The organism is Enterococcus sp. LJL51 (assembly GCF_049894025.1).
GTDB lineage: Bacteria > Bacillota > Bacilli > Lactobacillales > Enterococcaceae > Enterococcus_L.
Window position 1 is genome coordinate 98,755 of sequence record NZ_JBNEQE010000005.1, and the last position, 26,147, is coordinate 124,901.

General features: G+C 37.6%; 14 protein-coding genes. 1 reads left to right on the plus strand and 13 read right to left on the minus strand.

The features are described from left to right. Window positions 1–136 precede the first annotated feature (136 nt). The 11 genes from nifJ to ACPWSO_RS07075 form a co-directional block, all read right to left on the minus strand. Entirely contained in the window at window positions 137–3,820 is a 3,684-nt protein-coding gene (gene nifJ, locus ACPWSO_RS07025; RefSeq protein WP_426082174.1) for a pyruvate:ferredoxin (flavodoxin) oxidoreductase, read from the minus strand. A gap of 329 nt (window positions 3,821–4,149) precedes the next feature. Next, on the minus strand, window positions 4,150–5,490 hold the full coding sequence (glnA, locus tag ACPWSO_RS07030; RefSeq protein ID WP_426082176.1) for a type I glutamate--ammonia ligase: 1,341 nt from the start codon (window positions 5,488–5,490) through the stop codon (window positions 4,150–4,152). A gap of 36 nt (window positions 5,491–5,526) precedes the next feature. Continuing rightward, window positions 5,527–5,910 (minus strand): MerR family transcriptional regulator, encoded by a 384-nt coding sequence (locus ACPWSO_RS07035; RefSeq protein WP_426082177.1) that lies wholly within the window; start codon window positions 5,908–5,910, stop codon window positions 5,527–5,529. Window positions 5,911–6,224: 314 nt separating this feature from the next. Then, window positions 6,225–7,487, minus strand: a complete 1,263-nt coding sequence (locus ACPWSO_RS07040; RefSeq protein WP_426082178.1) for an aminotransferase class I/II-fold pyridoxal phosphate-dependent enzyme — start codon at window positions 7,485–7,487, stop codon at window positions 6,225–6,227. Continuing rightward, entirely contained in the window at window positions 7,484–8,725 is a 1,242-nt protein-coding gene (hflX, locus tag ACPWSO_RS07045) for a GTPase HflX (protein WP_426082179.1), read from the minus strand. Before hflX ends, ACPWSO_RS07040 begins: the two co-directional genes overlap by 4 nt. 5 nt (window positions 8,726–8,730) lie before the next feature. After that, on the minus strand, window positions 8,731–9,657 hold the full coding sequence (miaA, locus tag ACPWSO_RS07050) for a tRNA (adenosine(37)-N6)-dimethylallyltransferase MiaA (RefSeq protein ID WP_426082180.1): 927 nt from the start codon (window positions 9,655–9,657) through the stop codon (window positions 8,731–8,733). Window positions 9,658–9,840: 183 nt separating this feature from the next. Continuing rightward, window positions 9,841–11,988 carry a glycosyltransferase family 2 protein gene (locus tag ACPWSO_RS07055; RefSeq protein WP_426082181.1) on the minus strand — a complete coding sequence of 716 codons (2,148 nt, stop codon included), beginning with the start codon at window positions 11,986–11,988 and terminating at the stop codon, window positions 9,841–9,843. 14 nt (window positions 11,989–12,002) lie between these two features. Beyond that, window positions 12,003–15,212: a glycosyltransferase gene (locus tag ACPWSO_RS07060; RefSeq protein ID WP_426082182.1), complete on the minus strand. Its 3,210-nt coding sequence runs from the start codon at window positions 15,210–15,212 to the stop codon at window positions 12,003–12,005. Next, entirely contained in the window at window positions 15,209–16,417 is a 1,209-nt protein-coding gene (locus ACPWSO_RS07065; RefSeq protein WP_426082183.1) for an ABC transporter ATP-binding protein, read from the minus strand. The genes ACPWSO_RS07060 and ACPWSO_RS07065 overlap by 4 nt, the downstream gene beginning before the upstream one ends. A gap of 27 nt (window positions 16,418–16,444) precedes the next feature. Next, window positions 16,445–17,260 carry an ABC transporter permease gene (locus tag ACPWSO_RS07070; protein WP_426082184.1) on the minus strand — a complete coding sequence of 272 codons (816 nt, stop codon included), beginning with the start codon at window positions 17,258–17,260 and terminating at the stop codon, window positions 16,445–16,447. Between the two features lie 285 nt (window positions 17,261–17,545). Next, window positions 17,546–20,392, minus strand: coding sequence for a GBS Bsp-like repeat-containing protein (locus ACPWSO_RS07075; protein WP_426082185.1), 2,847 nt, complete (start codon window positions 20,390–20,392; stop codon window positions 17,546–17,548). 277 nt (window positions 20,393–20,669) lie between these two features. Here ACPWSO_RS07075 and ACPWSO_RS07080 point away from each other — a divergent pair, with 277 nt between their 5' ends. After that, window positions 20,670–21,632, plus strand: a complete 963-nt coding sequence (locus ACPWSO_RS07080; RefSeq protein ID WP_426082186.1) for a lysylphosphatidylglycerol synthase domain-containing protein — start codon at window positions 20,670–20,672, stop codon at window positions 21,630–21,632. 722 nt (window positions 21,633–22,354) lie between these two features. Here the strand turns inward: ACPWSO_RS07080 and ACPWSO_RS07085 are convergent. Both ACPWSO_RS07085 and ACPWSO_RS07090 read right to left on the minus strand, forming a co-directional pair. Further along, window positions 22,355–25,105: a YfhO family protein gene (locus tag ACPWSO_RS07085; RefSeq protein ID WP_426082187.1), complete on the minus strand. Its 2,751-nt coding sequence runs from the start codon at window positions 25,103–25,105 to the stop codon at window positions 22,355–22,357. A 25-nt stretch (window positions 25,106–25,130) separates the two neighbouring features. Continuing rightward, window positions 25,131–26,093 (minus strand): glycosyltransferase family 2 protein, encoded by a 963-nt coding sequence (locus ACPWSO_RS07090; RefSeq protein WP_426082188.1) that lies wholly within the window; start codon window positions 26,091–26,093, stop codon window positions 25,131–25,133. Window positions 26,094–26,147 lie beyond the last annotated feature (54 nt).

Here is a 26,147-nt window from a genome sequence, read left to right on the forward strand (position 1 = left end):
AAATGAACACACATTTTTCTAAAAGTTATGAAAAAACTAATCAATTTTCAATTTATCAACAGTTAACCCCGTTTGCTACGCTCAAAATCATACAGCCCAGTTTCCAGCCTTGATAAAGTAAAAACCGTATTTTTATCTATTCGTTTGATTCCTGACTTCTTTTAGCAGCCCGTTCTGCTCTTCTTGCAGCCCGGCGTGCTTCCGCTTCCGGATCTTTCACACGTTCTTTCTTTTCTCTGACAGGGCGACTTTCTGCTGTTACAGACATTTCGCTTTTTTCAAGTTTTTCCCGCAGCTTTTCTTCCTGTCCAGCTAGCCGTGCATAATTATAGAATCTTGTCTTGGCGTCATTAACCGTTTTTTCAAAGAGCTTACCAGCATATTCAGCTTGTGTCGCTTCTAAAGCCGAGAATCTAACTTGCTTGCGCATAAAGTCTTTCATCTCATCAAATACTGGTTTTTTGAAGTCCAAGGTCATCGGAAGTTTGCCTTTTTCTCTTAACTCAGGGTTATAGCGGTAAAGCGACCAGTATCCTGACTGGACAGCTTCTTTTGCTTCTTGAAGCGTCTGACTCATCCCGCCTTTTAAACCGTGAGCAATACAAGGAGTATATGCAATGATAATTGATGGTCCAGGGAATTTTTCTGCCTCTTCAAATGCTTTAATTGTTTGCATTTGATTAGCTCCAGAGGCTATTTGAGCAACATATACATTTCCGTATGTCATCGCCATCATCCCAAGGTCTTTCTTGGATACATATTTCCCGCTGGCTGAAAACTTCGCAATAGCTGAAGCTGGAGTTGCTTTAGATGTCTGACCACCAGTATTAGAGTAAACCTCATTATCCAACACCAGCATATTCACATCCGCTCCGCTGGCCAGTACATGATCGATACCTCCATAACCTATATCATAAGCCCAGCCGTCGCCGCCAATCATCCATTGACTAGGTTTGGCAAAAAGATCATTGTCTTGATACACCGCTTCAAGCAGCGGCTGTCCGGATTTTTCATTTTCTAAAGCTGCTTTTAACTTAGCTGCCCGTTGCTGTGTGCCATCACTGTCATGAAGATGAATCTGCCAGTCTTTCATTAATGCCTGCAGTTCTTCTGAAGCAGCAGCCATGCCTTCATCCATTTTTTCAGCTAGGTATTCCCGTCTTGTCTGATTTGCCAAAAACATTCCATAGCCAAATTCCGCATTGTCTTCCAATAGGGAATTCGACCAGGCAGGTCCTTGTCCTTGATCATTGGTTGTGTATGGTGCCACTGGTGCAGCAGCACCCCAGATAGAGGAACAGCCTGTTGCATTAGCTATCATCATACGGTCGCCAAACATTTGCGTCAGCAGCTTTACATAAGGCGTTTCGCCACAGCCTGAGCAGGCACCGGAAAATTCAAGTAACGGCTTGTTGAACTGAGAGCCTAGAACCGTATTGGCTTTTGCAGGGTTTTCCTTTTGTCTCAAGGTCATTGAGAAGGCCCAGTTCATTGCTTGTTCTTTTTGTTCATTGTATGGCTTCATCACAAGCGCTTTTCCTTTTGCCGGACACGCTTCTACACATAGTCCACAGCCGGTACAGTCTTCGATAGAAACCTGAATACGATATTTCAAGCCGTCTGCGCCGCGCATTTCTCTGACAATGTAGCCTGCTGGTGCTTCCGTCATTTCTTCATCATCAGCTAAGAAAGGACGAATTGCCGCATGAGGACAAACAAAGGAACACTCATTACACATTGTACAGCGGTCGCTAATCCATTCCGGAACTTCCAGAGCAACGCCCCGTTTTTCTACAGCAGTTGTTCCTAACGGCATTCGGCCATCCACCATGCCGTTATCAATCAATGTTCCGACAGAGAGCGCATTCCCCTCTTGTCGATTAATCGGTTCAACGATTTCTCTTACATATTTTGAAACGGTCAAATCAGTTTTTTCTGTACTTAGTTCACAGTCTTTCCAAGCCATTGGAACATCCACTTTATGAAGCAGTTCTACTGTTCGGTCGATTGCCTGAATATTTTTTTCAACGACTGCCATTGATTTATGCCCATAACTCTTCAAGGCTTCATCTTTTAGTATTGGTAAAACCTCTTCAAAAGGAATAATGTTTGCCAACTTAAAGAAGGCTGTTTCCATAACAGTATTGATTCTGCCGCCTAGTCCTACTTCACTAGCTAGCTTTACAGCATTAATTGTATAGAACTGAATATCATTTTCAGCAATGTATTTTTTTAGCTTATTTGGCAAAAATCGTTCCAGCTGTTCGTCACTCCAAATAGAGTTCAGCAGGAAGGTCCCACCCTTTTTCAAGCCTTTCAGCAAGTCATACGTATGCAGATATGCAGCTGTATGGCAGGCAATAAAGTCTGCATTTTCAATCAGATAAGTGGAACGAATCGGTGTTTCTCCAAAACGTAAATGGGAGACAGTCAGCCCACCTGATTTTTTAGAATCGTAATGAAAATAGCCCTGTGCAAATTTATCCGTATGATTACCAATAATTTTAATAGCGGATTTATTCGCTCCAACTGTTCCATCTGATCCAAATCCCCAGAACTTAGCCTGATAGGTTTTTGGGTTAGTTAAGTCTAATGACTCTCCTGAATCAAGAGATGTATTTGTGACATCATCGACAATTCCCAAAGTAAAACGGGTATTTCTTTCATTTTTTTCTTTTAATAGCTCGTCATAAACAGCAATAATCTGGTTAGGCAAAACATCTTTCGAGCCCAATCCATAGCGCCCGCCGATTACAGCAGGACGGCTGTCACTTTCATAAAGCGCACTCTGAACATCAAGCAGCAGCGGTTCACCGCCGGCACCAGCTTCCTTTGTTCGGTCAAGCACAGCTACTGATTTTACTGTTTTAGGCAGCTTCTCTAAAAACGTCTCAAGAGGAAACGGCCGGAATAAATGAATATTTAAGAAACCGACTTTTCTGCCAGCCGCTGTTAAATAATCTACAGTCTGCTCAATTGTCTGAGCAACAGAACCCATCGATACAATAATTTCTTCTGCGTCCTCTGCACCATAATAAGTAACCAAATCATAATTGGTTCCACGCAGCTTATTGATTTCTTTCATATAATTTCTGACAATAGCCGGGAGCTGCTCATAATATTGATTCACTGTTTCCCGCTGTTGAAAATGGATATCCGGATTTTGATTTGTTCCGCTAACTGAAGGATGGTTGGGATTCATACTTCTCTCTCTGAAATCCTGTAAGGCATCCTCGTTTAGCAGCGGTAGCAGTTCATCATATTCCAGCACTTCAATTTTTTGAATTTCATGACTCGTTCTAAATCCATCAAAGAAGTTCATGAATGGTATTTTGGATTCCAATGATGCCAAATGCGCCACTGGAGATAAATCCATCACTTCCTGAACACTACTCTCACAAAGCATAGCAAAGCCAGTCTGACGGGCTGCCATCACATCTCCATGATCACCAAAAATATTTAATGCACCTGTTGTAACTGCTCTACTGGCAACATGAAAAACAGTCGGCAGCAGTTCACCGGCAATTTTATACATATTAGGAATCATCAACAGTAGTCCTTGCGATGCTGTATAAGTAGTAGTCAAGGCTCCTGTTTTTAATGAACCGTGAACAACACCGGCAGCTCCAGCTTCTGACTGCATTTCAACAATTTTAACTGGTTGCCCAAACAAATTTTTTCGACCTTCAGCAGACCACTGATCCACCAGCTCAGCCATCGTTGAGCTTGGTGTAATTGGGTAAATTGCTGCAAGCTCTGTAAACGCATAGGAGATATAAGCAGCTGCTGTGTTTCCGTCCATTGTTTTCATTTTACGCATTTAATTTCATCATCCTTCTATTTCAAAAAATAATTTCATCATTTATACATACCAGTTTATTATAACGGATACTTGAAGGTATTGAAACATTTTATAGATTTTTTTCACAAACTTACAATAATTTATTATTTCTTTTTTTTCTGTTTCCTTCATAGACTGCTATATAATGCATAAAAATCTTATTTTTTTCTGCTGACATACTATAGTTTTTATAATCAGCATTTGAAAAAATTGTGAAAAAAATAGTTATTTCTTCATCGGAAGAGTGTTTAGAATGGCATAAAAAAAGAACTATGCAATACAACGGCTGCATAGTTCTTCAATAGATATTAATACAATTCCAAATATTGTTCTCTTTCCCACTCAGAAACTGTCTGACGGAAGGCTGCCCATTCCATACGTTTTGCTTCAACAAAGTTTGCAAAGATATGTTCGCCCAAGGCATCTCTCATCACTTCATTTTTACGAAGCTCTTTAATTGCATTGTGGATTGTAGAAGGCAAGTCTTCAATTTGTGCTTCTTTTCGTTCTTCTTCATTCATAATGTAGATATTGCGGTCTACAGCGTTTGGCGGCGTTAGTTCATTCCTGATGCCGTCCAGTCCTGCTTGAAGCAGCACAGCCATAGCTAGATAAGGGTTAGCCGAAGGATCAACCGAGCGCAGCTCCAAACGAGTAGATAAGCCTCTTGATTCAGGTACACGAACTAGGGGCGATCTGTTTCTACCACTCCAGGCAACGTATACAGGTGCCTCATAGCCTGGAACCAAACGTTTGTATGAGTTTACTGTTGGATTGCACACAGCCGTATATGCACGAGCATGTTTCAGCAAGCCACCAAGAAAATGATAAGCAGTTTGGCTCAGCTGCATTGGTCCTTCTTCATCAAAAAAGGCATTTCCAGCTTCAGTAAATAATGACATGTTACAGTGCATGCCTGATCCATTGATCCCGAACAACGGCTTAGGCATGAAGGTTGCATGTAGTCCATGTTTTCTGGCAATTGTTTTTACAACCAATTTAAAGGTTTGAATATTGTCACAAGCTTCAATCACATCCGCATACTTGAAGTCAATTTCGTGCTGACCTGGAGCCACTTCATGGTGAGAAGCTTCGACTTCAAAGCCCAGACTTTCTAATTCCAAGACAATATCACGACGGCAGTTTTCACCTAAATCAGTAGGTGCAAAGTCAAAGTAACCGCCTTTATCATTCAGGTCTGTTGTAATTTCCCCATCTTCATCAAGCTTGAATAAGAAGAATTCCGGCTCTGGTCCTAAGTTGAATGAAGAAAAACCAAGCTCCTTCATATCTGTCAAAGCCCGTTTTAAATTCCCACGAGGGTCGCCTGCAAAAGGTTCGCCATTTGGATTATAAATATCACAAATTAAACGAGCAACTTTCCCATGATCACTTTCCCATGGAAAAATCATCCATGTCGATAAATCAGGATACAAGTACATATCGCTTTCTTCAATACGTACAAAGCCTTCAATAGATGATCCGTCAAACATCATTTTGTTGCTTAATACCTTTTCCAACTGACTGACAGGTACCTCAACATTTTTAATCGTTCCCATAATATCCGTAAACATTAATCGTAAAAAACGGACATTCTCTTCCTCGGCAATTCGTTTGATATCATCCACACTGTTTTCTTTTCTTGTCATAAGTTCCCTTCACGTCCTTCATTTTTTTATCCGAAATTATAGTTTCGGTCCTTGCGATTGGAATGGATTCTGTTGAGCCAGTCCTCCCTGAGAAAGAATTTCATCGTATAGAATTTTCCGGACATCTTCATCAGTTAAAGGCCTGCCGGAATTTTTGCCGTTTTTCTGTTCCTCTAGCTTCATTGTGTATACCCGTTTGATTCCTGCCATGTTTAGACCATCTGAAAGATAATCCTTTATCTCAAGCAGTGTATCAATATCATTCAATGAATACATTCGGCGATTGCCATCACTTCTTTCCGGATGAATCAGGTCCTGTTCCTCATAATACCGAATTTGACGTGCTGATAAATCAGTTAATTTCATAACTGTACCAATCGGAAAAACTGACATTGATCTCCTCAGTTCCTTTTCTCTCATATCCACCCCCCTCTCTTAGTTGGTAATAGAATAACAGCACTTTTTTCTCTTGTCAACGATTAATGTTAGGTTTCCTCACATTAATTATTTTTCGTTCGGTTTTAACGTTTTTTTCTTGTCTGGAAGCTGCTTTTTCTTTTAAGCCGCTCTTTTCCGTTGTTTATTTTTATTAAACTATTAAAATTAGGCTGTCTTGAATAGATCATTAGTCGAAACCTTAGACAGCTTTTACAAAAAACAGCAGAAGAATAATTGAAAAAAAACCAACTATCTCCTGCTGCTTGTAAAAATTTAAAAAATCCACTTAAACAAATTTATTGTTTTTTTGAATAAAAAACTTCATTTACTGCGTTAGAAACTGCAATTTTCACATGCTCTAAGGTAAGCCCCCCTTGTACATATAAGATATAAGGTGCCCGAATAGGACCATCAGCACTCAGCTCCATGCTTGCCCCCTGGACAAAGGTTCCTGCTGCCATGATAATATCATCTTCGTATCCCGGCATATAAGCAGGAATAGGAGTAACAAACGCATCGATTGGTGAAAATTTTTGAATTGCCTGACAGAAAGCTATCATCGCATCCTTATTTTTTAGTTCTACCATTTGAATTAGATCCGTCCGTTCATCATTCCATTTTGGCGTTGATTCCACACCGAACGATTCCAATAACGCCGCGGTGAAAACAGCTCCCTGGATTGCCTGACTAACCACATGAGGAGCAAGGAAAAAGCCCTGTAGCATATCATAGACAGCATAGAGCATGGCACCACCCTCACTCCCTACCCCAGGCGTCGTTAAACGATAGGCACAACGCTCTACCAATTCTGCCTTTCCTGCTAAATAGCCTCCAGTTTTAGCGATGCCTCCCCCAGGATTTTTAATCAATGAACCTGCCATAATATCCGCACCAACTTGAGTGGGCTCTAGTTCCTCTGCAAATTCGCCATAACAATTATCAACAAAAACTACTATATCGGGAGCAATAGCTCGAACTCTTTCAATCATTTCCTTGATAGCCTCAATCGTAAAAGAGGGTCTTGCTGCGTATCCTCTGGAGCGTTGAATTGCAATCATTTTGGTTTTCGCTGTTATTTTTCCTGCCAAGCTCTGAAAATCAACTGTACCATCCGCTAATAAATCAATTTGATCATAGCCAATATTATACTCTTTCATTGAGCCGATTCCATTGCCAGTAAGACCAATAACTTCCAGCAGTGTGTCATATGGTGTTCCTGTAATATACAGCAGCTCATCTCCAGGTCGCAAAATGCCAAATAATGCTGTTGCTATTGCATGGGTACCGGAAATAATTTGTGGACGAACTAGTGCTTGTTCTGCACCAAAAACCTCCGCATATACATTTTCCAGAGCCGTTCTGCCCAAATCATCGTAACCATAGCCTGTCACCGGCTGAAAATGTACTTCTGATATTTGCTGGTTTCTAAAGGCTCTCAGCACCTTCGCCTGATTTGACAACGCAGTTTGCTGCAGCTTTTTTATCCGAGGTTCAATCTGCTGAGTTACTTCAGCTATTTTTTGAACTAGTTTGGGATGAAATTGTTCTGTCCAGCTCATTCTTCATTTCTCCTAACCCATTTTGATTCTTTTTTCGCAAAGCCGCGCACTAAATAGCTGTTTTGATCTTCCAAAAATTCTTCTGAAAATAAGATTGTCTGTCTTTTTAACGCGCTTAACTCATGGCCTTGATCCGCACTTACTTCAAACTCATAAGGCACCAGCAACTCCATCATTTTTTCGCGGATTCTATTAATCAGTTTTTCTTTATCCTGACTATTCTTAGCAGAAATCAACACGTTAGGGAACAAAGTTGGTACGAACTCATCCGTCTGCAACAAATCACTCTTATTATAAATTGTTAAAACAGGAATTTTTCCCAAATCCAGTTCTGTTATTAGCTTTGTTACCGTTTGTTCGTGCTGCAGTCGATTTTCAGCACTGGCATCCACTACATGAAGAAGCAAATCCATTTCTCTACTTTCCTCAAGCGTCGAGTGAAATGCTTCAATCAGCTGTGTAGGCAAGTCTTGAATAAAACCTACTGTATCCGTAATTGTAACAACCATCCCGTTAGGCAGCTGCCATTTCTTTGTTAAAGGATCGAGCGTTGCAAAAAGCTGGTCTTCTGAATATGTTTTAGCTGCTGTCAATAAATTAATAATTGTAGATTTTCCCGCGTTTGTATAACCAATCAAGCCGATTTGAAATACATCTGCATTTTGTCTTTTCTGTCTGCTTCGTTCTCTGTGCGCAGCAACCTCTTTCAGCTCTCTTCTGATTGCCGTCAGCTTATTTCTAATATGGCGTCTGTCTGATTCCAGCTTGGTTTCTCCCGGCCCTCTAGTGCCGATTCCTCCGCCTAAACGGGAAAGATGCTTGCCTTGACCAATTAGTCTGGGCAACAGATAGTTCAACTGTGCCAGCTCTACCTGTAATTTACCTTCTCTGGAACGAGCCCGCAGAGCAAAAATATCTAAAATCAGCTGTACTCTATCAATTACACGAATACCTAATGCCTCACCAATCAGCTGATTTTGTCTAGGTGTTAGTTCATGATTAAAAATAACCAAATCCGCCTCATAGGCATCTGAAAAATTAATTAATTCTTCCAGCTTGCCCTTGCCAATCACTGTCTGACGGTCAATTTTTTGCCTTTTCTGCGTTAAGCAAAAGACAACTTCCCCTTGTGCCGTTTCAGTCAATTTTTTTAATTCCTGCATGGAATAATCAAACTGTTTGGTATTATCATCTGTTTCTACGCCGACCAGAATCACTTTTTCTTTACTACTCTCCATTTCTACTACCTTCTCTCCTGCTTCAGCCACTTTTCGATTGTACTGTCCAGTTCAGCCAAGCTATCGGGTTGCTGAATAAGATTAATCCAATTTGCCTGCATCCGGTTCCTAAACCACGTCAGCTGACGCTTAGCATAGCGTCTGGAATTTTGCTTGACTTGCTCAACGGCCTCTTCCAAACTAATTTTTCCTTGAAAATACGGAAAAAACTCTTTATAGCCAATTCCTTGTGCCGCCTGCATTTCCAGATTTTCATAAGTATATTCTGCTTCTTCCAACAAACCCTGTTTCAGCATTTCATCCACTCTTTGATTGATTCGCTGATACAAAAGTTCCCGTTCCGTTTCCAGACCGACCAGGAAATAATCATAAAGCTGCTGCGGCTGTTCTTTGGGCCGCATAATACTATAGCCTGTCAAATCAAAGACTTCCAGCGCTCGGATAACTTTCTTGCGGTTATTAAAATGAATTGCTGCGGCTGCCAACGAATCTTTCTCTTGAAGCTGCTGCCAAAGCGCTTCATTTCCATTCTGCTCCGCATAGCAGTTATACTCCTCACGCAGCTTTAGTGATTCATTTTCTTTTTTTCCGCCAAGCTGGAAGTCATAAAGCAAAGATTGAATATAAAGACCTGTTCCACCGACCACAATCGGCAGCTTGCCTCTACCATTGATTGCTTCGATGCAGCTTCGGGCTTCACGTTGAAAATCAGCTGCTGAATACGAATCTGTAATATCCCGACAGTCAATCAGATAATGGGGAATGTCTTCCATCTCCCTTTTTGTTACTTTAGCTGTACCAATATCTAATTTTCTATAAACCTGCATGGAATCTCCGCTAATGATTTCCCCATCAAATTTTTTTGCCATATGTATACTTAATGCCGTTTTCCCAACTGCTGTTGGTCCAACAATGACTAATACTTTTTTCATTCCCAAATCATTCACCCATTAATAAATTATTATGCTTCCGTGATTTTATACTGTTCATTCTATCATTCCAAATTGCTCCTATCAAATGAAAGTACAAAAGGGCGGACATATCGATTACATGTCCACCCCTCATTTTCACAAATTGTTTAAACACAGTTTATCCATCATTTTATGACGACAAATTTAAGCATCCGCTTCTATACGAATCGTAAAATTACCTGTTCCGCGAGTTAAATGCGGACTGTAAAACGGATCATGATCAATATATGTCTGCCATTTTTTCTGAAGGAGTTTCTTTTCACCTTCAAAACGCTGCAGTTTCTCTGGTGTTGTTTCATAGCCTCTGGATTTTGATTCAAAATGGTAGAGTTCAGCCTGATGCGCCCAAACATTATATCTTCCAAGCTCATAGACTTTCATACATAAATCAACATCATTAAATGCCACTGTGAATTCCTCATCAAAACCACCGACTGCCTCAAAATCTGCCTTTTTCAATAAGACGCAAGCAGCTGTTACTGCCAGATAATCTACATCTAGGTAAAGCTGACCAAAATAGCCGATATCGCCGTTAGGGAAGTAGTGATGTCCGTGGCCGGCAACATTTCCCAGTCCCATAATGACACCTGCATGCTGAATTGTTTTATCTGGATAGTAGAGTTTTGCTCCAACACAGCCTACACGGTCAAACTGAGCATAAGAAACCATCCTAGTCATCCAGTCCTCAGCAATAACTTGTGTATCATTATTTAAAAATAATACGTATTTTCCATTTGAATTTGCGGCAGCAATATTATTGATTTTTGAATAATTGAAGGGAATATCAATTTCTTCAACAATAAATCTTTCACCCAGCTTATTTTTATATCCTTTATAAAGTTCATCCATTTTCGGGTCATCACTCTCATTATCAGCAATGACAATTTCATAATTAGGATAAGTTGTTTTCTCAATAATCGAATCCACACAAGTTTTTACATCATCATATCCATTTCTGGTCGGAATAATGATACTAACTAATTCTTCATCGATTACTTCATAAGCAACATCATAAAATCCCGGAGCAATTCCCGGTTGAATTGTTCCATTTAACTTACGCCGAGACAAAGCATCCCTCAATGCTTTTAGGCCGCCGTCACTTGCGTAATCCTTCTCCTTTTGAGACAACGCAGTAGAACCTGGGAGCACACGCCAATGGTATAAAACTTTTGGAATGTGCTTTATATGCGATTCAGGAATAATTTCAGTGAATCGCAAAACCAAATCATAATCCTGCGCACCTTCGACACCTTCTCTAAAGCCGCCGATTTCCTTTAGAATTTTGGTTCTAAACACACTTAAATGGGAGATGTAATTTGTCCCCATTAGTAAATCAGGTGACCATTCAGGTTTAAAATGAGGCTCAAATCTTGCTCCCTCTTGATCGATTTTATCTTCATCACTATAAATTAAATCTACATCAGGCTGGTTGTTTATTTCTTTAACAATCTCAAAAATTGCATTGACAGACAGCTCATCATCGTTATCCAGCAGCGCAACGAATTCGCCAGTTGCTAGATTCAGTGCATCATTACTAGCTACGCTTATATGTCCATTTTCAGATCGAAACACTGCTTTAATTCGAGGGTCTTTTTCTGAAAAGCTCTCTATTATCTTCTTAATTTCAGGATTAGTTGATGCATCGTCGCAAATACATAATTCAATGTTTCTATATACCTGATTTTGGACAGATTCAATGCAGCGAACCAACCATTTCGGCTCAACATTATATACAGGCATAATAATAGAGACAAGTGGTTGATCAGTTAAACTGGCTAACGCTTTTTCCCAATCACGAATCGTTTCTGTTTCATTTTGAGTCATCCACGCTCTATACTCGTCACCATTGATAAATTTCTCTAATTTATAGCGTCTAATTGTACTGCTAATTCCGTTACGCTTTAAGTACCCTAACCCTTTTCTAACCTTACCCAGCTTTAGCTGTAAAGGAGTTTCAGTCCCCTTTTCAACAGGATATTTCTTTTTCAGATTAACAGTATATGAGGTAGCTGCGTTTGCCGTTTTAAAGTTAAAAACTACTCTTCCAGAAGGACTTTTAGGTTTAACAACAAATTCAAAACCGACGTTCATTTCATTAGGCAAATCAAAAAGAACATTAACATCCATTCGATAAAATTGACTAATTGTAACCTCTGCATTTATCTCATTCTGAACGGTTATTTTAGGCGTTTCTTTACAACTTTCATCAAATGCCCAGCCTTTGACTGTAACTGTGTTGTCCTGTCCATTTCTGACAATGCTGTCTACTGTAACTGTTAAGTTCTTATCCATTTTTCCCTCCAGGTTTACAATGAGATTGAGTTCTTATACGGATCGTCTAGTTGCTGTTCAGACCAGTTTAATCCCAGTTTTTCTATTTGCTCTCTTGAAACATCAATATCCAGATGGTCTGATTCTTTAAGTCTAGCATAAGACGTATAAACGATATCTTTCCCTAAGTTTTGACGAATTTTCAAACTTAAATCCACACCCATTAGTTGGCTTCCCAAATCTTCAGAAAGCCCGCCGACTGAATCAAAATCAGCTCTTCTGAAAATCATACAATCTTCTGTCGCCGCATATATCCCTCTTGGCAATGCAGCTCGGTAGTAATACCCCAGATTAGTTTCAGGGTTCCCACGTTCAGGATAGATTAATTTCATTTTATCTAGATCGATAGAAACACCAATATTCGCAATCATGTTGCCAGTAGAAGAAAGTTTTCCACAGACCGCGCCTGATTCTGATTGTCTACCATAGTTCATCAGCTCTGTTAGCCAGGATCCAGAAGTTGGCGCCAGTTTTTCATTCAGTAGTAAAACAAACTCCCCATCAGATTGTTTGATTCGTTCATTAATATCTCCATCGACAAATCTTAAGCGGCTATCGTTAATTGTAACTTTCGCTTTAGATGATGTTGAAATGATAACTTCAAAATTAGCATAATAGGTTTTGCTTAATAATGTTGCTAAATTATCGTTTAAGTGTTTGCTGTCATGAACTAGTACGATTGAAACTTTTGGCTGATCCTCATACACAAAATCAGTTTTGTAGCAGCCATAAAATTCTGCGATTTTTACGTTAACTTTAATACCCCGCCGAGAAAAGGCTGCTTCTAATGCTTTTTTACCAGCTGTATAGGCATAATCCTTACTTTCAGGATTTAAGGCAGTAGATGTTTCGATAGCACGCCAATGATACAAGATCCCTTCAATATGATGGATACTGCTTGCAGCTTCTGTAGCCCGCAGCACAAAATCATAATCCTGACTGCCATTATACTCCGTACGCAACCCGCCTACTCTATCTAGCAATTCACGTTTTAAAACCACAAAATGAGTGATGTAGTTATGTTGTAAAATTAATTGCTGATTCCAGTTTGGTTTGAAAAAAGCATCAAATCGTTTGCCTTCAGCAGTTACCTTGTCTTCATCTGTATAAAAGAAATCTATTTTTGGATCCTTATTTAAAGCCTTAGCAATTTCATATAATGCATTTGGAGCTAACTCATCATCATTATCCATAAATCCGACATAATCACCTGTCGCAATTTCTAACGCTGAATTAGTAGCTTCAGAAATATGGCCATTCTTCTCACGGAAGATTAGTTTGATACGTTCATCTTCTGCTGCATATTTTTCCAGCAGAGGACGAATATGCTCTTTCGGTGAAGCATCATCCGCTAAACACAATTCCCAATTTTCATAGAACTGATTCTTAAGAGAACCCACACAAGCTGCCAGCCACTTTTCTTCCACATTATAAACTGGAACAGCAACAGATATTTTCGGCTGATAATCAAAGCTGCTTATTTCAGCTTTAATCTGATCTACATCATACTGCTCATGCTCTTCAACCCAGTGCTCATAAATATTTTGCTGACTCTTTCGATTTAATAACCAGTTAACAGAGCCCTTCAAGCCTTTTCTTTTCACCGCACCTAAAACACGGCGCAGCTTTGAAGGTACTCTTGGCGGATAATAGATACCGATATGGCGATTGATTGTAACCTTACAAACTCTTCCAGAAGCAGTCGTAATAATAAAATTAAAGAACTGCTCCAGCTCATAATCTGCCACTTCGATTTCGAAACCATATTTTTCTTCTTTCGGAAATCCAAATCCTTCATTGATTTCCTTCCGATACACTCTTTTTACTTTAAAATAAGGAGCACTATCAGTTGTCAACTGGAAATTCAACGGTTTCTTATCATCATTCGAAACACCCCAGCCTCTGATAAAGCTAGTATTACTATCTTCATTACGAGTGACCTCATCGATATTCAGAGCGAGTGTCTGATTCAGTTCGTCTACTGGTGTACGCGGGAAGTTTTCTTCCCCTTTCCTATCAGCAGGTATCCATTCATCACTCTTTACTAGTTCGTAATACCGATCAGCTATTAACTGTTTTTCTTCCTGAATTTTACGAATAGATGCCATCATATCATTTAATTCCAATATAAACTGTCCTTGAAAAATGTAATCAAAGTTAAGAACAACAGATTTTCCAGCAATTTCATCATGGTCAATTTTTATATAGGCAGGAAAAATATTTGAAAAGACAAATTTTTCCTTTTCATAAAATACCGCACTTGTCTCAAAACGATGAACTTGTTCACCTTCAACATCTATAAAGAAACGTAAGATTCCACCAATATTTTCAGGAAACGGCCAAATCGTTAGACTTTTCACCTCTTTAGCAATATCGGTAAAATAGTTGCGGTTTTCCCCTGTAAAGGTATTTAATACAACAATCTCTTCTTCTTCATAATCGCCGTAATCATAAACCAGTTTTACTCTCTTATAGTAATTTGAATTATCTGGCGTTATTCTGACTGGCGCTTCAACAGGATGTTGTTTTAACGCGTAGAAATACTGATAAACTTCTCCAAAGGGCCGCTTTCTAAAGGCATCGTGGACCTCAATCGGCAGGTCTTCGTAATGAGCATCAATCTCATTATTTCCTACTTCATTGATTGTAAAATCTTCTTTATTAATATATAGTCCTAGAGAATCGAACACTTTCTCAAAACCGGATTGTGTATAGAATGTTTTATGTGTTGCGTCCAACAATCCATATTCTGTCCATTCAAGCTTATTGTTAAACAAATTAATTAGTACAGAATTATGCGCCAGGTTAGGAAATGTAATCAGAATTTCCCCTTCTGGGTTTAAAAATCCTTTGACAATCTCTAATGTTTTGACAGGGTTTAAGAGATGCTCTAATACATCAGCAAAAATGATGTAGTCAAAAGTCTTGCCTTCGAAGTGCTTTACCCAAGTATACTCTTCAATATTTCCATAAAAAGAATCATCAGCAAAAGTACTTACATGATCAAATAGTTCCTTATCCAGTTCAACAATAGAAACATTACAGTTTTTGGCCTTCTGCAGATATTCTGTCATTCTGCCATTTCCTGGACCAAACTCTAACACACGACTGTTTTCATTGATATATGCAGCTATCTTGCCAACACTTGTGCTTTCATCTAAATCCATTTCAAAATCATACTTCATTTCATGGTATCCTTCCATTCATGATCTAGTATCACAATGCCCTCGCCTGTGTACTGTCCGCTGATGAACATTTTTAAGTATTTTGTTTTATACTCCAATGGTACTGTGGCATGTTCTTCAAAGAAAGCAATATCAAAATAATATTCGCCTGTCAGAAGAGACATTTTATTGTATTCAATATAAAAAACATTTTCTCCTGGTTCCCAAGGAATTTCAATTTTATCTAACAGAGTATTTAAACCACAGACATAATGATTATCAACAGTCCGAATCGCTACACCACAAACTGGTTTACGGATATCGGCATTTTTAACAGTATAATTAATTTTTACAACTACTTTTTCATCTTGCTGAACGATATCAACTGGCTGTAAGGTTCCATCAAGTAGCTCAGCACTTGTCACTTCAACAATATCAGGTACCGTTTCTTCATTCTTCATTACTTTTTCAGCTTCAATTGTTTTAATTGATTTCTTCTTCAGAAAGTTTTCATAGTTGGAAGTAACTTCCATTGTATCTCCTTCTTCAACTACTTCCCCATTCTTGAGCCAGTACACCCTGTCGCAAAAACGTCTAACAGAGTTAATATCATGCGATACAAATAAAATTGTCTTGCCTGAGTTTTTAATTTCTGTAAATTTATCCATACACTTCAGTTGAAATTCCAAATCCCCAACAGCAAGTGCTTCATCGACAATCAGAATATCCGGATTAACGTTAATTGCCACTGCAAATGCTAAACGGACAAACATCCCACTGGAATAGGTTTTTACCGGCTGATACAAATGATCACCAATATCGGCAAAATTAATAATATCCTGCTCCATCTCACTGATTTCTTCTCTACTAAATCCTAAAACCATCCCATTCAGATAGATATTATCGTATCCTGAATATTCAGGATTAAAACCAGAACCCAGTTCCAGCAAAGCTGATATTTTCCCATCAATTTCTAAAGTGCCAGATGTGGGCGTTAGTACTCCTGTAATGATTTTTAGCATCGTTGATTTACCAGAACCATTTTCTCCGACAAATCCAATCATTTCACCTTTTTTCACATGAACGTTGACATCTTTCAATGCATAAAAAACATCATGATAGCTTCTTCTTCTGGGATCCAAAGCTTCTTTAAATCGGTCAGAAGGTTTTCCGTACATATTATATGTTTTTGTTAGATTATCTATTTGAATTGCATATTCTGACATATCGCTGTCTCCTTAAATTCTTTACTATTATAAAACATCTGAAAAATGAGGTCTTAGTCGTTTAAATACAACTGCTCCAAGCAGCAATAGTACAAGCGTAAAGCCCCAGAAATAAAGAGTCAGTGCCCAATGATCCCAAAACCAACCTTGACTCAAAAATGATTCCCTGTAGCCCTGCACAATGTAATACAATGGATTCAGTTTTAGTAGTTGGATAATTCTAGGGGAAAACTGACTTGGCGACCATAATACTGGCAATGTCCACATGATTGTCTGTAAAAGAACCCCTATCAACTGCATGATATCTGGTAAGAAGGGTTGAATAGATGCAGTCAGCCAGGTAATTCCTGTAAGGAATGCACATAAACAAAATAGGTAGTATACAATTTGAAGTGTCTGCATTGTTGGGAAAAATCCGTGCAGAATACAAATATTTAACGTAATAAAAATAAAGAACAAGTGTGTATATAGATTGGACATCACCTTTGCTGTTGGCAATATTCGAATGTTGAATACAACCTTTTTCACTAAATAATTATAATCTCTAAACACACCAGTAGAAGAGGTTAATGAATCAGAAAAGAAAAACCACGGTACAATACCGGTTACAAGAAAAACAAGGAATGGGTATTTCCCATCTGTTAAACCAGCTTTTAATCCGAATCCAAAAACAAACCAATAAGTTAATACTGTTACCAACGGATTCACAAAAGCCCAAAAAATCCCAAAAAAAGAACCCGCATAACGTGATTTAAAATCATTAAAAGAAAATTGAATCGTCAATTTCTTATTTTGGTAAATATCTCTTATAAAACTTACTAACTCTTTCGTTGCTGTAATCATTTTTTTTCCTTTCTGCATCAAAGATATGTTATTTGTCGATTTACACTTTTATCTCAAAAAGTATTATATGCCATCTGGAGATAAGATGTATGTTGCTTTATAAAAATTTAATACTTATCTTCGAGGTCAACATGTCCATTTTACTGAAAAGAACTCTATAAATCAAGCTTCGACCAAAACTTGAAGTTTTCAGACCATGCGAAAAGAGTTTGAAATAAAATTCAAATTGAATCTATTTCAAACCCTTACTTTTAAGCTTCATTTATTTCTTTTTAGCTAATTAGACTAAAGTGATACTTTGCCTGCATTTATCGCACGAGTAATCCCATTTTTCGCATAAAGATACGCATGAACAGTAAACGAAGAAGCATTTTTATGATTTTGTTTATTTACAGTCACTTTATATGTGCCATTCGCCTGTTTTACAGCTGTATACCATTTTATATCTGATTGATTGCTTTTAGACCATACAGGTACCTGAATTTTATCAACTCCTGATTTTGAATTTGGAGTAACGATGACGTCAAAAGTACCTTTAGAACGATTAATATTAGTTGTGGCAACGGTCAAATCAGGCGTAGAGACAGTAAACGTATCGGTTCCAATTGCCTTCTTCGTTCCATTCTTTAAGTTGACATAAGTATGAACATTATAGACTCCAGCAGTTTTATGTCTGCTTATTGGAATGTTTACTGAATATGAGCCGTCTGACTGTTTTGTGCCAGTGTACCATACTAAATCATCTTGACCGCCAGCCTGGCTCCATGTCGCAAAATAAACGGTTGCCGGCGTACCATACCCGCCCATATTCACTTTTGCTTTTGCAGTATATGAAGTTTCATTGCCGCTGCTGTCTTTAATTTCAGTAGTGCCGGAGACTGGCTCTAATGAAACATTAACTGTCCCTGCAGATACAGCTGCACGAATCCCGTTACCTGCATCTACGTATGCATGAACAGTATATGTGCCATTATTAAATTGATGATTTGCAACATCAGCCACTACTTTGTATGTGTTATCTGACTGCTTTTCAGCTGTGTACCATTTTAAATCCTTTTGTCCAGGCTGGCTCCAAATAGGAACCTGAATTTTACTTATCCCAGATTTAGAGGATGAATTTATGCTAACACTGAATGTCCCTTTAGCAGCATTCTTCGTATCAACAGTTGCAGAAACTCCTGGTGTCGAAACCGTAAATGTTCCTGAAGTAATGTTTTTCATAGAGTTGTTTTTTAAACGCGCATACGTATGGACACTGTATATCCCAGCCGTTTTATGTCTTTTAATATCAAAATTGGCAGTATAGGTACCATCTGCTTGTTTTGCCGCAGTATACCAAACTAAATCATCCTGTCCATTTTGTTGACTCCAAACAGCAAACAAAATTGCTGAGGGGTCTCCATAAGCACCCATGTCAACAGAAGCAGTTCCTTTATAGGTCGTCTCTTTCCCGTCTACATCTGCCACTGTAGTTATCCCATTAAGATTTCCAATCTCACTGACCGTTACTTCACCTAATGACTTAGCCACTCTAATACCATTATTCGTTGTCATATAGACATGAACTTTATAGTTCCCTACATTGTAATTATGATTACTGATTGTCGCACTCAGTTTGTAAGCTCCATCATTCTGCAGCTTCGCTGTATACCATTGAATATCTGATTGATTTGCTTGACTCCAGATAGGCACTTGAATTTCTTTTACACCTGAATTAGAAGACGGTTTTATAGTTACTTCAAATTTCCCCTTAGCAGCTGCCGCTACATCAACACTTGCTTCAAAGGAAGGCGGAGTAACCGAAAACGAATTACTACCAGTATTTATACTCTCAGTAGTCGCAAGCATTTGAACATAGGTATGAACCTGATACTTTCCACTAGTTTTATGTTTGGTAATATCAATATTTGCACTCCAAGTACCATCGTTGTTCAGTTGACCTTCATACCAAATCAAGTCATCTTGACCGCCAGTGTCAGACCAAGCTGGAAAATAGACTCTATAGGGTGTATAACCCCCTGCACTAACAGAAGCAGTCGCTCTAAAAGTTGTTTCTGAGCCATTTGTATCATTAACAGTCGTTTGAGCAGTTACAGGGATACTTGGTTTCCACTGGTTGCCATTATTAGTAAACAAACCAGTATAGTCCGTATTCACATCAAAGGGATGAGAAATACCTGGGAAATAAAAGTTGGATGACCACTGCCATGAAGAAAAATCACTGTTCCAGTTCTGAGATGCAGTTGGCGAATAAGGATATTGAGCTACCCAAATATTTCCTTTTCCAAAAAGACCTGTATTAAATAAACCTCCAGCTGTATCCAGCCAGCTTTGAGAAAGATAATAGGCAACTTTTGAATACCCTGCTGCATTCAATTTATTTTTAAACGCTGTTGTATTTGTATTTAAAGAAGCAATCCGCATAGTCGGTTCTTCAATATCCGAAACCATCACTGTATCCTTAGGTAAATTCAAAGATTGAGCTTTGCTAGCAAAGAAGGCTGCTTCATTCTGAGCACCGCTTGTCGTAGTATAGTGACTGTAATGATAGACAGATACCATCATTCCTGCTGCTTTTGCATTAGCTATTTGAGACTGAGCATACGGGTTAAAATAAGTAGTTCCTTCTGTTAATTTAACCACAACCCCTTTAACACCATAGGTCTTCATCATCTGGTACTGACTAGTTGTAATTGTGCCGTTGTGAGAAGAAATATCAATAAAGCTCAGAACGGGTCTATTCTTTTCACCAGCATAAACTGTATCGATTGTCGCTCGAGCCAGACTTCTTGCTGCTATAGCAAGGTCTGAACGACTACTAGGAGAAGGTTCTGTAAAACCATTTGGATCATTTACTTCCTCTTCAACATCACTTTCACTCATTTCAGCAACAGGAGCTTCCGATAGTTCCATTGAGGATTCAGTCGATGGCTCAGCTTCTTCTGACGACTGAGACTCCTGCACGCTACTTCCTTCATTAAGTGGCGAAGGAAGCTCATCACTCAAAGAATTGTTTTCCTCAGGAATAGTTATTCCCGGTTCAGTATCTTCCGCAAAAGCATATGTCATTGGCAAAGCCGCATTCATAAATAAGGCTAGACAACTAGCTGTAAAAAGTAATTTTTTCTTCATTAATTTAAAACTCCATTTTCTTTTTTTTAACCCGCTATTATTCAAACTTCATCTAAAACTTAAGTAAATTTGCATGTATAGTTTATCATTTTATTTAACAACTATTAAGTAAAAAACTATGTAGACACTTAATAGTAATCAAATAATCTTTTAATTGCAAGATAGATTATAACTTTTTAACTATTCCTTTAGCTTAAACAAGCTCTCAAAAAAATTTGCTCCTCTAATTATTTTAGAGTAAAATTGAAGCTAGTAACTATCAGAAAGTGAGAAAATAATGAATACAAAAGTGAAAAAAATTCTGAATATTTTAGGTAATATTATTACCCTTGTAGCAGTGTTTTTCGTCTTCAGAAAACTATTTACCAGTTCACTGGACTACACCATTTTATTTAAACAACAAAATATTTTCACAATTACAGGCATCACTCTTATTTTAACTATAATTATCATTACTAACTGTTATCCGTGGAAAAAATTGGTGGAAATCTTTTCTGCCAAGAAAATGCCCTGGCGGGATACAATCATGGTTTATACAAAATCTAATTTGCTAAAGTATCTCCCTGGGAATGTATTTCAGTATGTCGGTCGTAATGAGCTGGCAACCAAACGTGAAATACCACATCTAAAAGTAGCTACAGCGACTGTTTTTGATATTTTTATTAACGTTCTGGCAGCAGTTGTTCTATCGTCAATCTATTTTTTCCAGCATGGCTTTTCTTTTCATTTTAATTCACAGACGATACTTTTTATTTGTATCGGATTTATTGCTCTGATTCTTGGTGCTGCAGTGGTTGTCTATGCTTTTCGAGAAAAAGCTCATACTTTTTTTAAAACAATAAAACAATTTATTACTCTTCAAACATTAAAAGGTTTTGTTTCAGCTTTGATTTACTATATATTTACAATGATGATTCAAAGTCTGTTGTTTACAGCTCTACTTGTTTATGTTCTTGATGTCAGCCTAAATCCTCAGTTGTTTCTTCAATTGTTTTCTGCTTATACATTTTCCTGGCTGGTTGGTTTTATTACACCTGGAGCACCGGCAGGCATTGGAATTCGAGAAGCAGTCATGGCTGGAGCCACTGGTGGTCTCATAAATGAGGGAGTAATTACCTTTGCAATGGTGATTTTTAGAGTCTTGACAACTGTTGCTGATGGTCTGGCATTTTTATTGGTCTTAATTTTTAACATGTTAAAAAAAGATGGCCAGCATAAAGAAAGTAGTATTGAAAAATAAAAAACTGGAACATTTCTGGAGTCTACTAGCTCCTAAAATGTTCCAGTTTTTTTGGGGTCTACAACATTTTGTGTTAGTGAAAAATCTGTCAGTATTTTTTGAATGTTCAAAAAAATAAAGGAACAACAAGTGGAAAAAATAAACTCAATTGAAATCACAAAGCATCAGAACGGTTGTTTCCTATGGATAAAAATATTGGAAGTTATTTCTTAAGGTTTCATCTAAACTGGATAGTCAGTTCTGTCTGTACCATCCATTAGTTAAGCGCCTCTTGGCTCAGACAAACATGTCGATGAATTGCTTAGTTATGATTCTATATTACACATCGCTTATGACACCATTCAGTTTTCAAATAGCCCTTTCGTGATGCCCTACGTTTCTTTGAGGAACTCGATACGTTAGATGTCAGGATTCCTACTTGTTTTAAAAAGAAACAGACCTAAAAAAACAAACAAGGAATCACTAATGCTTTTCGTTATTCTTTCTCCAATGGTGTCACAAAAGAGCCAAACAGCAAGAATAAGGGAATCAAGTGTTTTACCCATAGTTATCGCACTTTCTATCATTTTCGTTTGCGTACTTATAATATTCAAAATCTTATTTTTCGCAGCATGAAGAAGAGCTTGAAACAAAATCAGAGTTTCTCTGTTTTTTGTTTCAAGCTCTTCAATGTCATTCAGTTTTTGTTCTAACAACACAAGTTGAAATAGAACCTTTTTGGTTTAGTTTTGATTATTTAATCTTAACTTTTTTTCCCACCACTTCATTGATACCCATAGCAAAATGAACACAACTGCCGTACCAATAGCAATTTTAGTAAACAGCAACTTATATTTCGGTTCATACTTAAATTCAACACTATGATTACCTGCCGGCACCTTAACTGCTCTCAAAAGGTAATTCCCACTATAAACAGCTTCCTTTTCCCCATCAACATAAACAGTCCAGTTGTTATCATTATACTCATTTAAAAGAACCACTCGTTGTTCTTCAAAATTAGTTTTGAAGGTAACTGTGCCATTTTTAAGATTTTCTATCTCTTCTATACCTTCACTAGATTTGATAGCGGATGTTGAAATTTCATCAACGTCTAGCTTTTCAGCTTCCTTTGCTGTTATAAACATCGTGTTTGGCTGATACTCATCAGACATAGCTTCTAAAATATCATTTTTTGAGTCTTTAACTACAATAGAATTTACTATCTCAAGCTGTTCAGAATATTCCTCAATGTCAGTTGTAAAGAAACCATCTTTACCATAGTAAGTTTCTTCAGCGTTCGTTTGTGCTAGAATTAATGAACCTGAGATTTCTTCATTTCCATAGAAGATTTCGCCATCATATACTTGTTTTTCGGTAGTATAAAAAGCCATTGGCATTTCTTTAGCTAGATTACTGGAAACTCTAAGCACATAATCCTTATCCAAAGAATTATCAATGCTTGGAAACTTAAAGGTGAATGGTGCATTATTTCTTAAGCCTTTAACTTTTGTTGTTGCCTGACTAGCAATACTACCCGAATTTCTATCGATGATTTCAAAAGTTAATGTATCATTTTCTCCAAATTCATAGTCAGAAGTTCCGACTAAAACAGTCATTTGGCTTAATCCTTGCACAGTAGCAGTAAATTCCTGCTCAAAACCATGTCCTTTGTAAACACTCAAAGTTGGAACAAAGCTAATATCTGCATATCTATCATCCAAAGTTGTTAGACTATTTGTAGAAATATACTTAACACCTAAGTATTTAATGAGGTTAATATTATCAATATGTTTTAAACTAATTCTAGTTGGTGAATCATAAGCCGTTTTATCTATAGCTTTGTAATAGTTTATTATTTCTTCATTTGTATAAGCAAAATCATGACCTCTGATATCTCGAATCCCATAAAACACATTTGTGGAAGGAAACAGATTCCAATTACCCAACATCGCAATTTTTTCCTGATTTTTTGTATTTTCCTGCATATATTTAATTGTATCAGTGGGCTCTGGAATCACATCGGCTGATTTATCAATCATCGGCAGATATTCTTTAGTGAATGTTCCCATGTCCCATATGACGAGTAAGGATACAATAGATACCAATATTCCTTTAAGCTTCTTGGATTTTGAAAATAGTGCCGCAGCAATGGCCATACTACTTCCAATTAACACAAGATAAATCCGATAAAATTCAGTTTGTTTTTCTGGGTCAAGCTCTGAAAAAACACCTAGCGTATTCGCAGCAACTAAAAACAGGAAAAAGCCTATTCCAAGGCAAGCAATTAGTCCTAGCTTCTTCTTAACAGATCTCGTTGCATTCCTCATTAAATCATTTAAGTTTAAACCAGTTAGGATTGCTAGCGAAAAATTAAGCAATACAATTACTCGTGGTTTTGCCGACGTATTAATCATTGGTAGTCTTGTAAATACTACATCGAATACTCCGGTAAAAATAAGTAATAGCAAAACAACAGAAGTAACAAACCAGAAAACGGTCGTACGTTTCTCTTTTCTATTAATTAAAGAAAAAGGAAATAGAAGAACTGCTAATATTCCAGTGTACATTGTTCCTTCATTTACATGACCTTCCATTCCTGCAGAACGAATAGTTGGAAAAATCATCGAACGAATATGTTCAAAATTCAAAACTCGTGTTGCTTGATACTTCCTCGAATCAGCATAGCCATTCGAACCTACTGAAGTAAGTAAATCTCCAGTATAAGGAAGGCTAGCCACCGCAGCAACCATAATGGCGATAAAGAAACAGACAAAAATAATCATCATTTTTCTTTTGTCATTTTTAAAATTCTTGATAGTATAAACTAAAACGTATAGCCCCAACAAATATAAAAAGTAAGCAGTGTATGTCGGCATACCAGCTACTAAAGAAAAATAAGTTAATGCTGATAATAAAAACAGATACTTCAATTTCATTGTTTTAAAGAACTTCTCCGTCAATAAAAACATGAAAGGTGCCAATATTGCTACACTTGTGTGAGGCCATCCGTGCCAATATACTAAAATAGAAGAGAAAGTGAAAATTATCCCCGCTATAAAAGAACTGCTTTTATTTGCTCCGTATTCTCTGACTAGTAAATACATTCCAATAAAACCTATAAGAAATTTGGATAAAGAAAACAAAAATATTCCAATATCCAACGGCAGCAGGAATAAATAATGCAGTGGAAACAGAAAGAACCACATGCTTTGCGGGACTCCTATCCCTGCTTGGGGATTCCAAAAGGTGAATGTAAAATCATGAATATAGTTAAAAAAAACAGTATAGTTTTGATCAACCACGTCTGAGAGCAACGGACCATCAATAGCCACATTCTGTGAACTGAACGGTGGAAAAGCGTACATTATATTTGTGAAAGATAGTTTAAAATCATCAAATACAATGCTAGAAAATACCAATAAAAATACAAGTATCAACCCTACATATATCCAAATATTACTTTTAATCTTATGAAGAAATTTTTGCTCTCTCATAGTTAGTATTTCTTTCCCCCGCTAATTATTTTTTTTCTTCTCTTTCTGATGAATCATAATCTAATTTTCTAACTCTATATTGAATATCTTCCAAAAGTTTTCTGTTTGCAGAAATTAGATCCGCCTGCAAGCCAATAACAAATGTTTGAAAACCAATTAAAAGCAGCGTACTTGCTAGAATCAATGACTGAACATGACCATTACCAGCACCTTGAAGGAAAAATATCAGGAAACGAATACCTAAAACAGCCCCAACAGTAAACATGACTCCACCTAAAACAGTAAAGAACATCAATGGCTTATACATCATAAAAGCTCTTAAAATAGTTAACATAGATTTTTTTACATAGCCAAACATACTGCTAAATAACCTTGAAGGTCTAAGCTCACCATTTGTTCGAATTGGTACTGAGGTCATTGCAATTTTATTTCTACCGGCTTGAACGATAGTCTCTAATGTATAAGTATACTCATTAGCTACATTCATTTTCATAGCAGCGACTCGACTATAAGCTCTAAATCCGCTTGGAGCATCAGGGATATCAGATTTCGAAGCTTTTCTAACTACCCAGCTTCCCAATTTTTGTAGTCTCTTTTTTAGAGGTGAGAAGTGCTCTGTTTGAGCAATGGGACGCTCTCCAATCACAATATCTGTTTCACCATTAAGAATCGGGCGCACTAGCTTTTCAATGTCTGCTCCGTTATATTGATTATCGGCATCCGTATTAACGATGATATCTGCTCCATTACGCAGACAAGCATCCAGCCCTGCCATGAACCCCTTAGCAAGTCCTTTATTTCGTTTAAAGTTGACAACGTAGTCAACGCCCCAGTTTTTTGCAACTTCTACAGTATTATCCTGGCTGCCGTCATTAATAATCAAGACTTCAATCTTATCAATACCATCGATTTGTTTTGGTAAATCATTCAACGCAATTTCAAGTGTTTCTGCTTCATTATAACAGGGAATTTGAATAATTAATTTCATTTGTTTCATCCTTTTGTAAAGTTATTTTCAAAAAATACAGATACCCAATATCCA

Excerpts from the sequence above, each read along its gene's own strand:
- ACPWSO_RS07055 (WP_426082181.1), bottom strand. The coding sequence starts at position 11,988 with ATGGATAAGAACTTAACAGTTACAGTAGACAGCATTGTCAGAAATGGA.
- ACPWSO_RS07065 (WP_426082183.1), bottom strand. The coding sequence starts at position 16,417 with ATGTCAGAATATGCAATTCAAATAGATAATCTAACAAAAACATATAAT.
- ACPWSO_RS07090 (WP_426082188.1), bottom strand. The coding sequence starts at position 26,093 with ATGAAATTAATTATTCAAATTCCCTGTTATAATGAAGCAGAAACACTT.
- ACPWSO_RS07040 (WP_426082178.1), bottom strand. The coding sequence starts at position 7,487 with ATGAGCTGGACAGAACAATTTCATCCCAAACTAGTTCAAAAAATAGCT.
- nifJ (WP_426082174.1), bottom strand. The coding sequence starts at position 3,820 with ATGCGTAAAATGAAAACAATGGACGGAAACACAGCAGCTGCTTATATC.
- ACPWSO_RS07075 (WP_426082185.1), bottom strand. The coding sequence starts at position 20,392 with ATGAAGAAAAAATTACTTTTTACAGCTAGTTGTCTAGCCTTATTTATG.
- ACPWSO_RS07080 (WP_426082186.1), top strand. The coding sequence starts at position 20,670 with ATGAATACAAAAGTGAAAAAAATTCTGAATATTTTAGGTAATATTATT.
- glnA (WP_426082176.1), bottom strand. The coding sequence starts at position 5,490 with ATGACAAGAAAAGAAAACAGTGTGGATGATATCAAACGAATTGCCGAG.
- ACPWSO_RS07085 (WP_426082187.1), bottom strand. The coding sequence starts at position 25,105 with ATGAGAGAGCAAAAATTTCTTCATAAGATTAAAAGTAATATTTGGATA.
- hflX (WP_426082179.1), bottom strand. The coding sequence starts at position 8,725 with ATGGAGAGTAGTAAAGAAAAAGTGATTCTGGTCGGCGTAGAAACAGAT.
- ACPWSO_RS07070 (WP_426082184.1), bottom strand. The coding sequence starts at position 17,260 with ATGATTACAGCAACGAAAGAGTTAGTAAGTTTTATAAGAGATATTTAC.
- miaA (WP_426082180.1), bottom strand. The coding sequence starts at position 9,657 with ATGAAAAAAGTATTAGTCATTGTTGGACCAACAGCAGTTGGGAAAACG.
- ACPWSO_RS07060 (WP_426082182.1), bottom strand. The coding sequence starts at position 15,212 with ATGAAGTATGATTTTGAAATGGATTTAGATGAAAGCACAAGTGTTGGC.
- ACPWSO_RS07035 (WP_426082177.1), bottom strand. The coding sequence starts at position 5,910 with ATGAGAGAAAAGGAACTGAGGAGATCAATGTCAGTTTTTCCGATTGGT.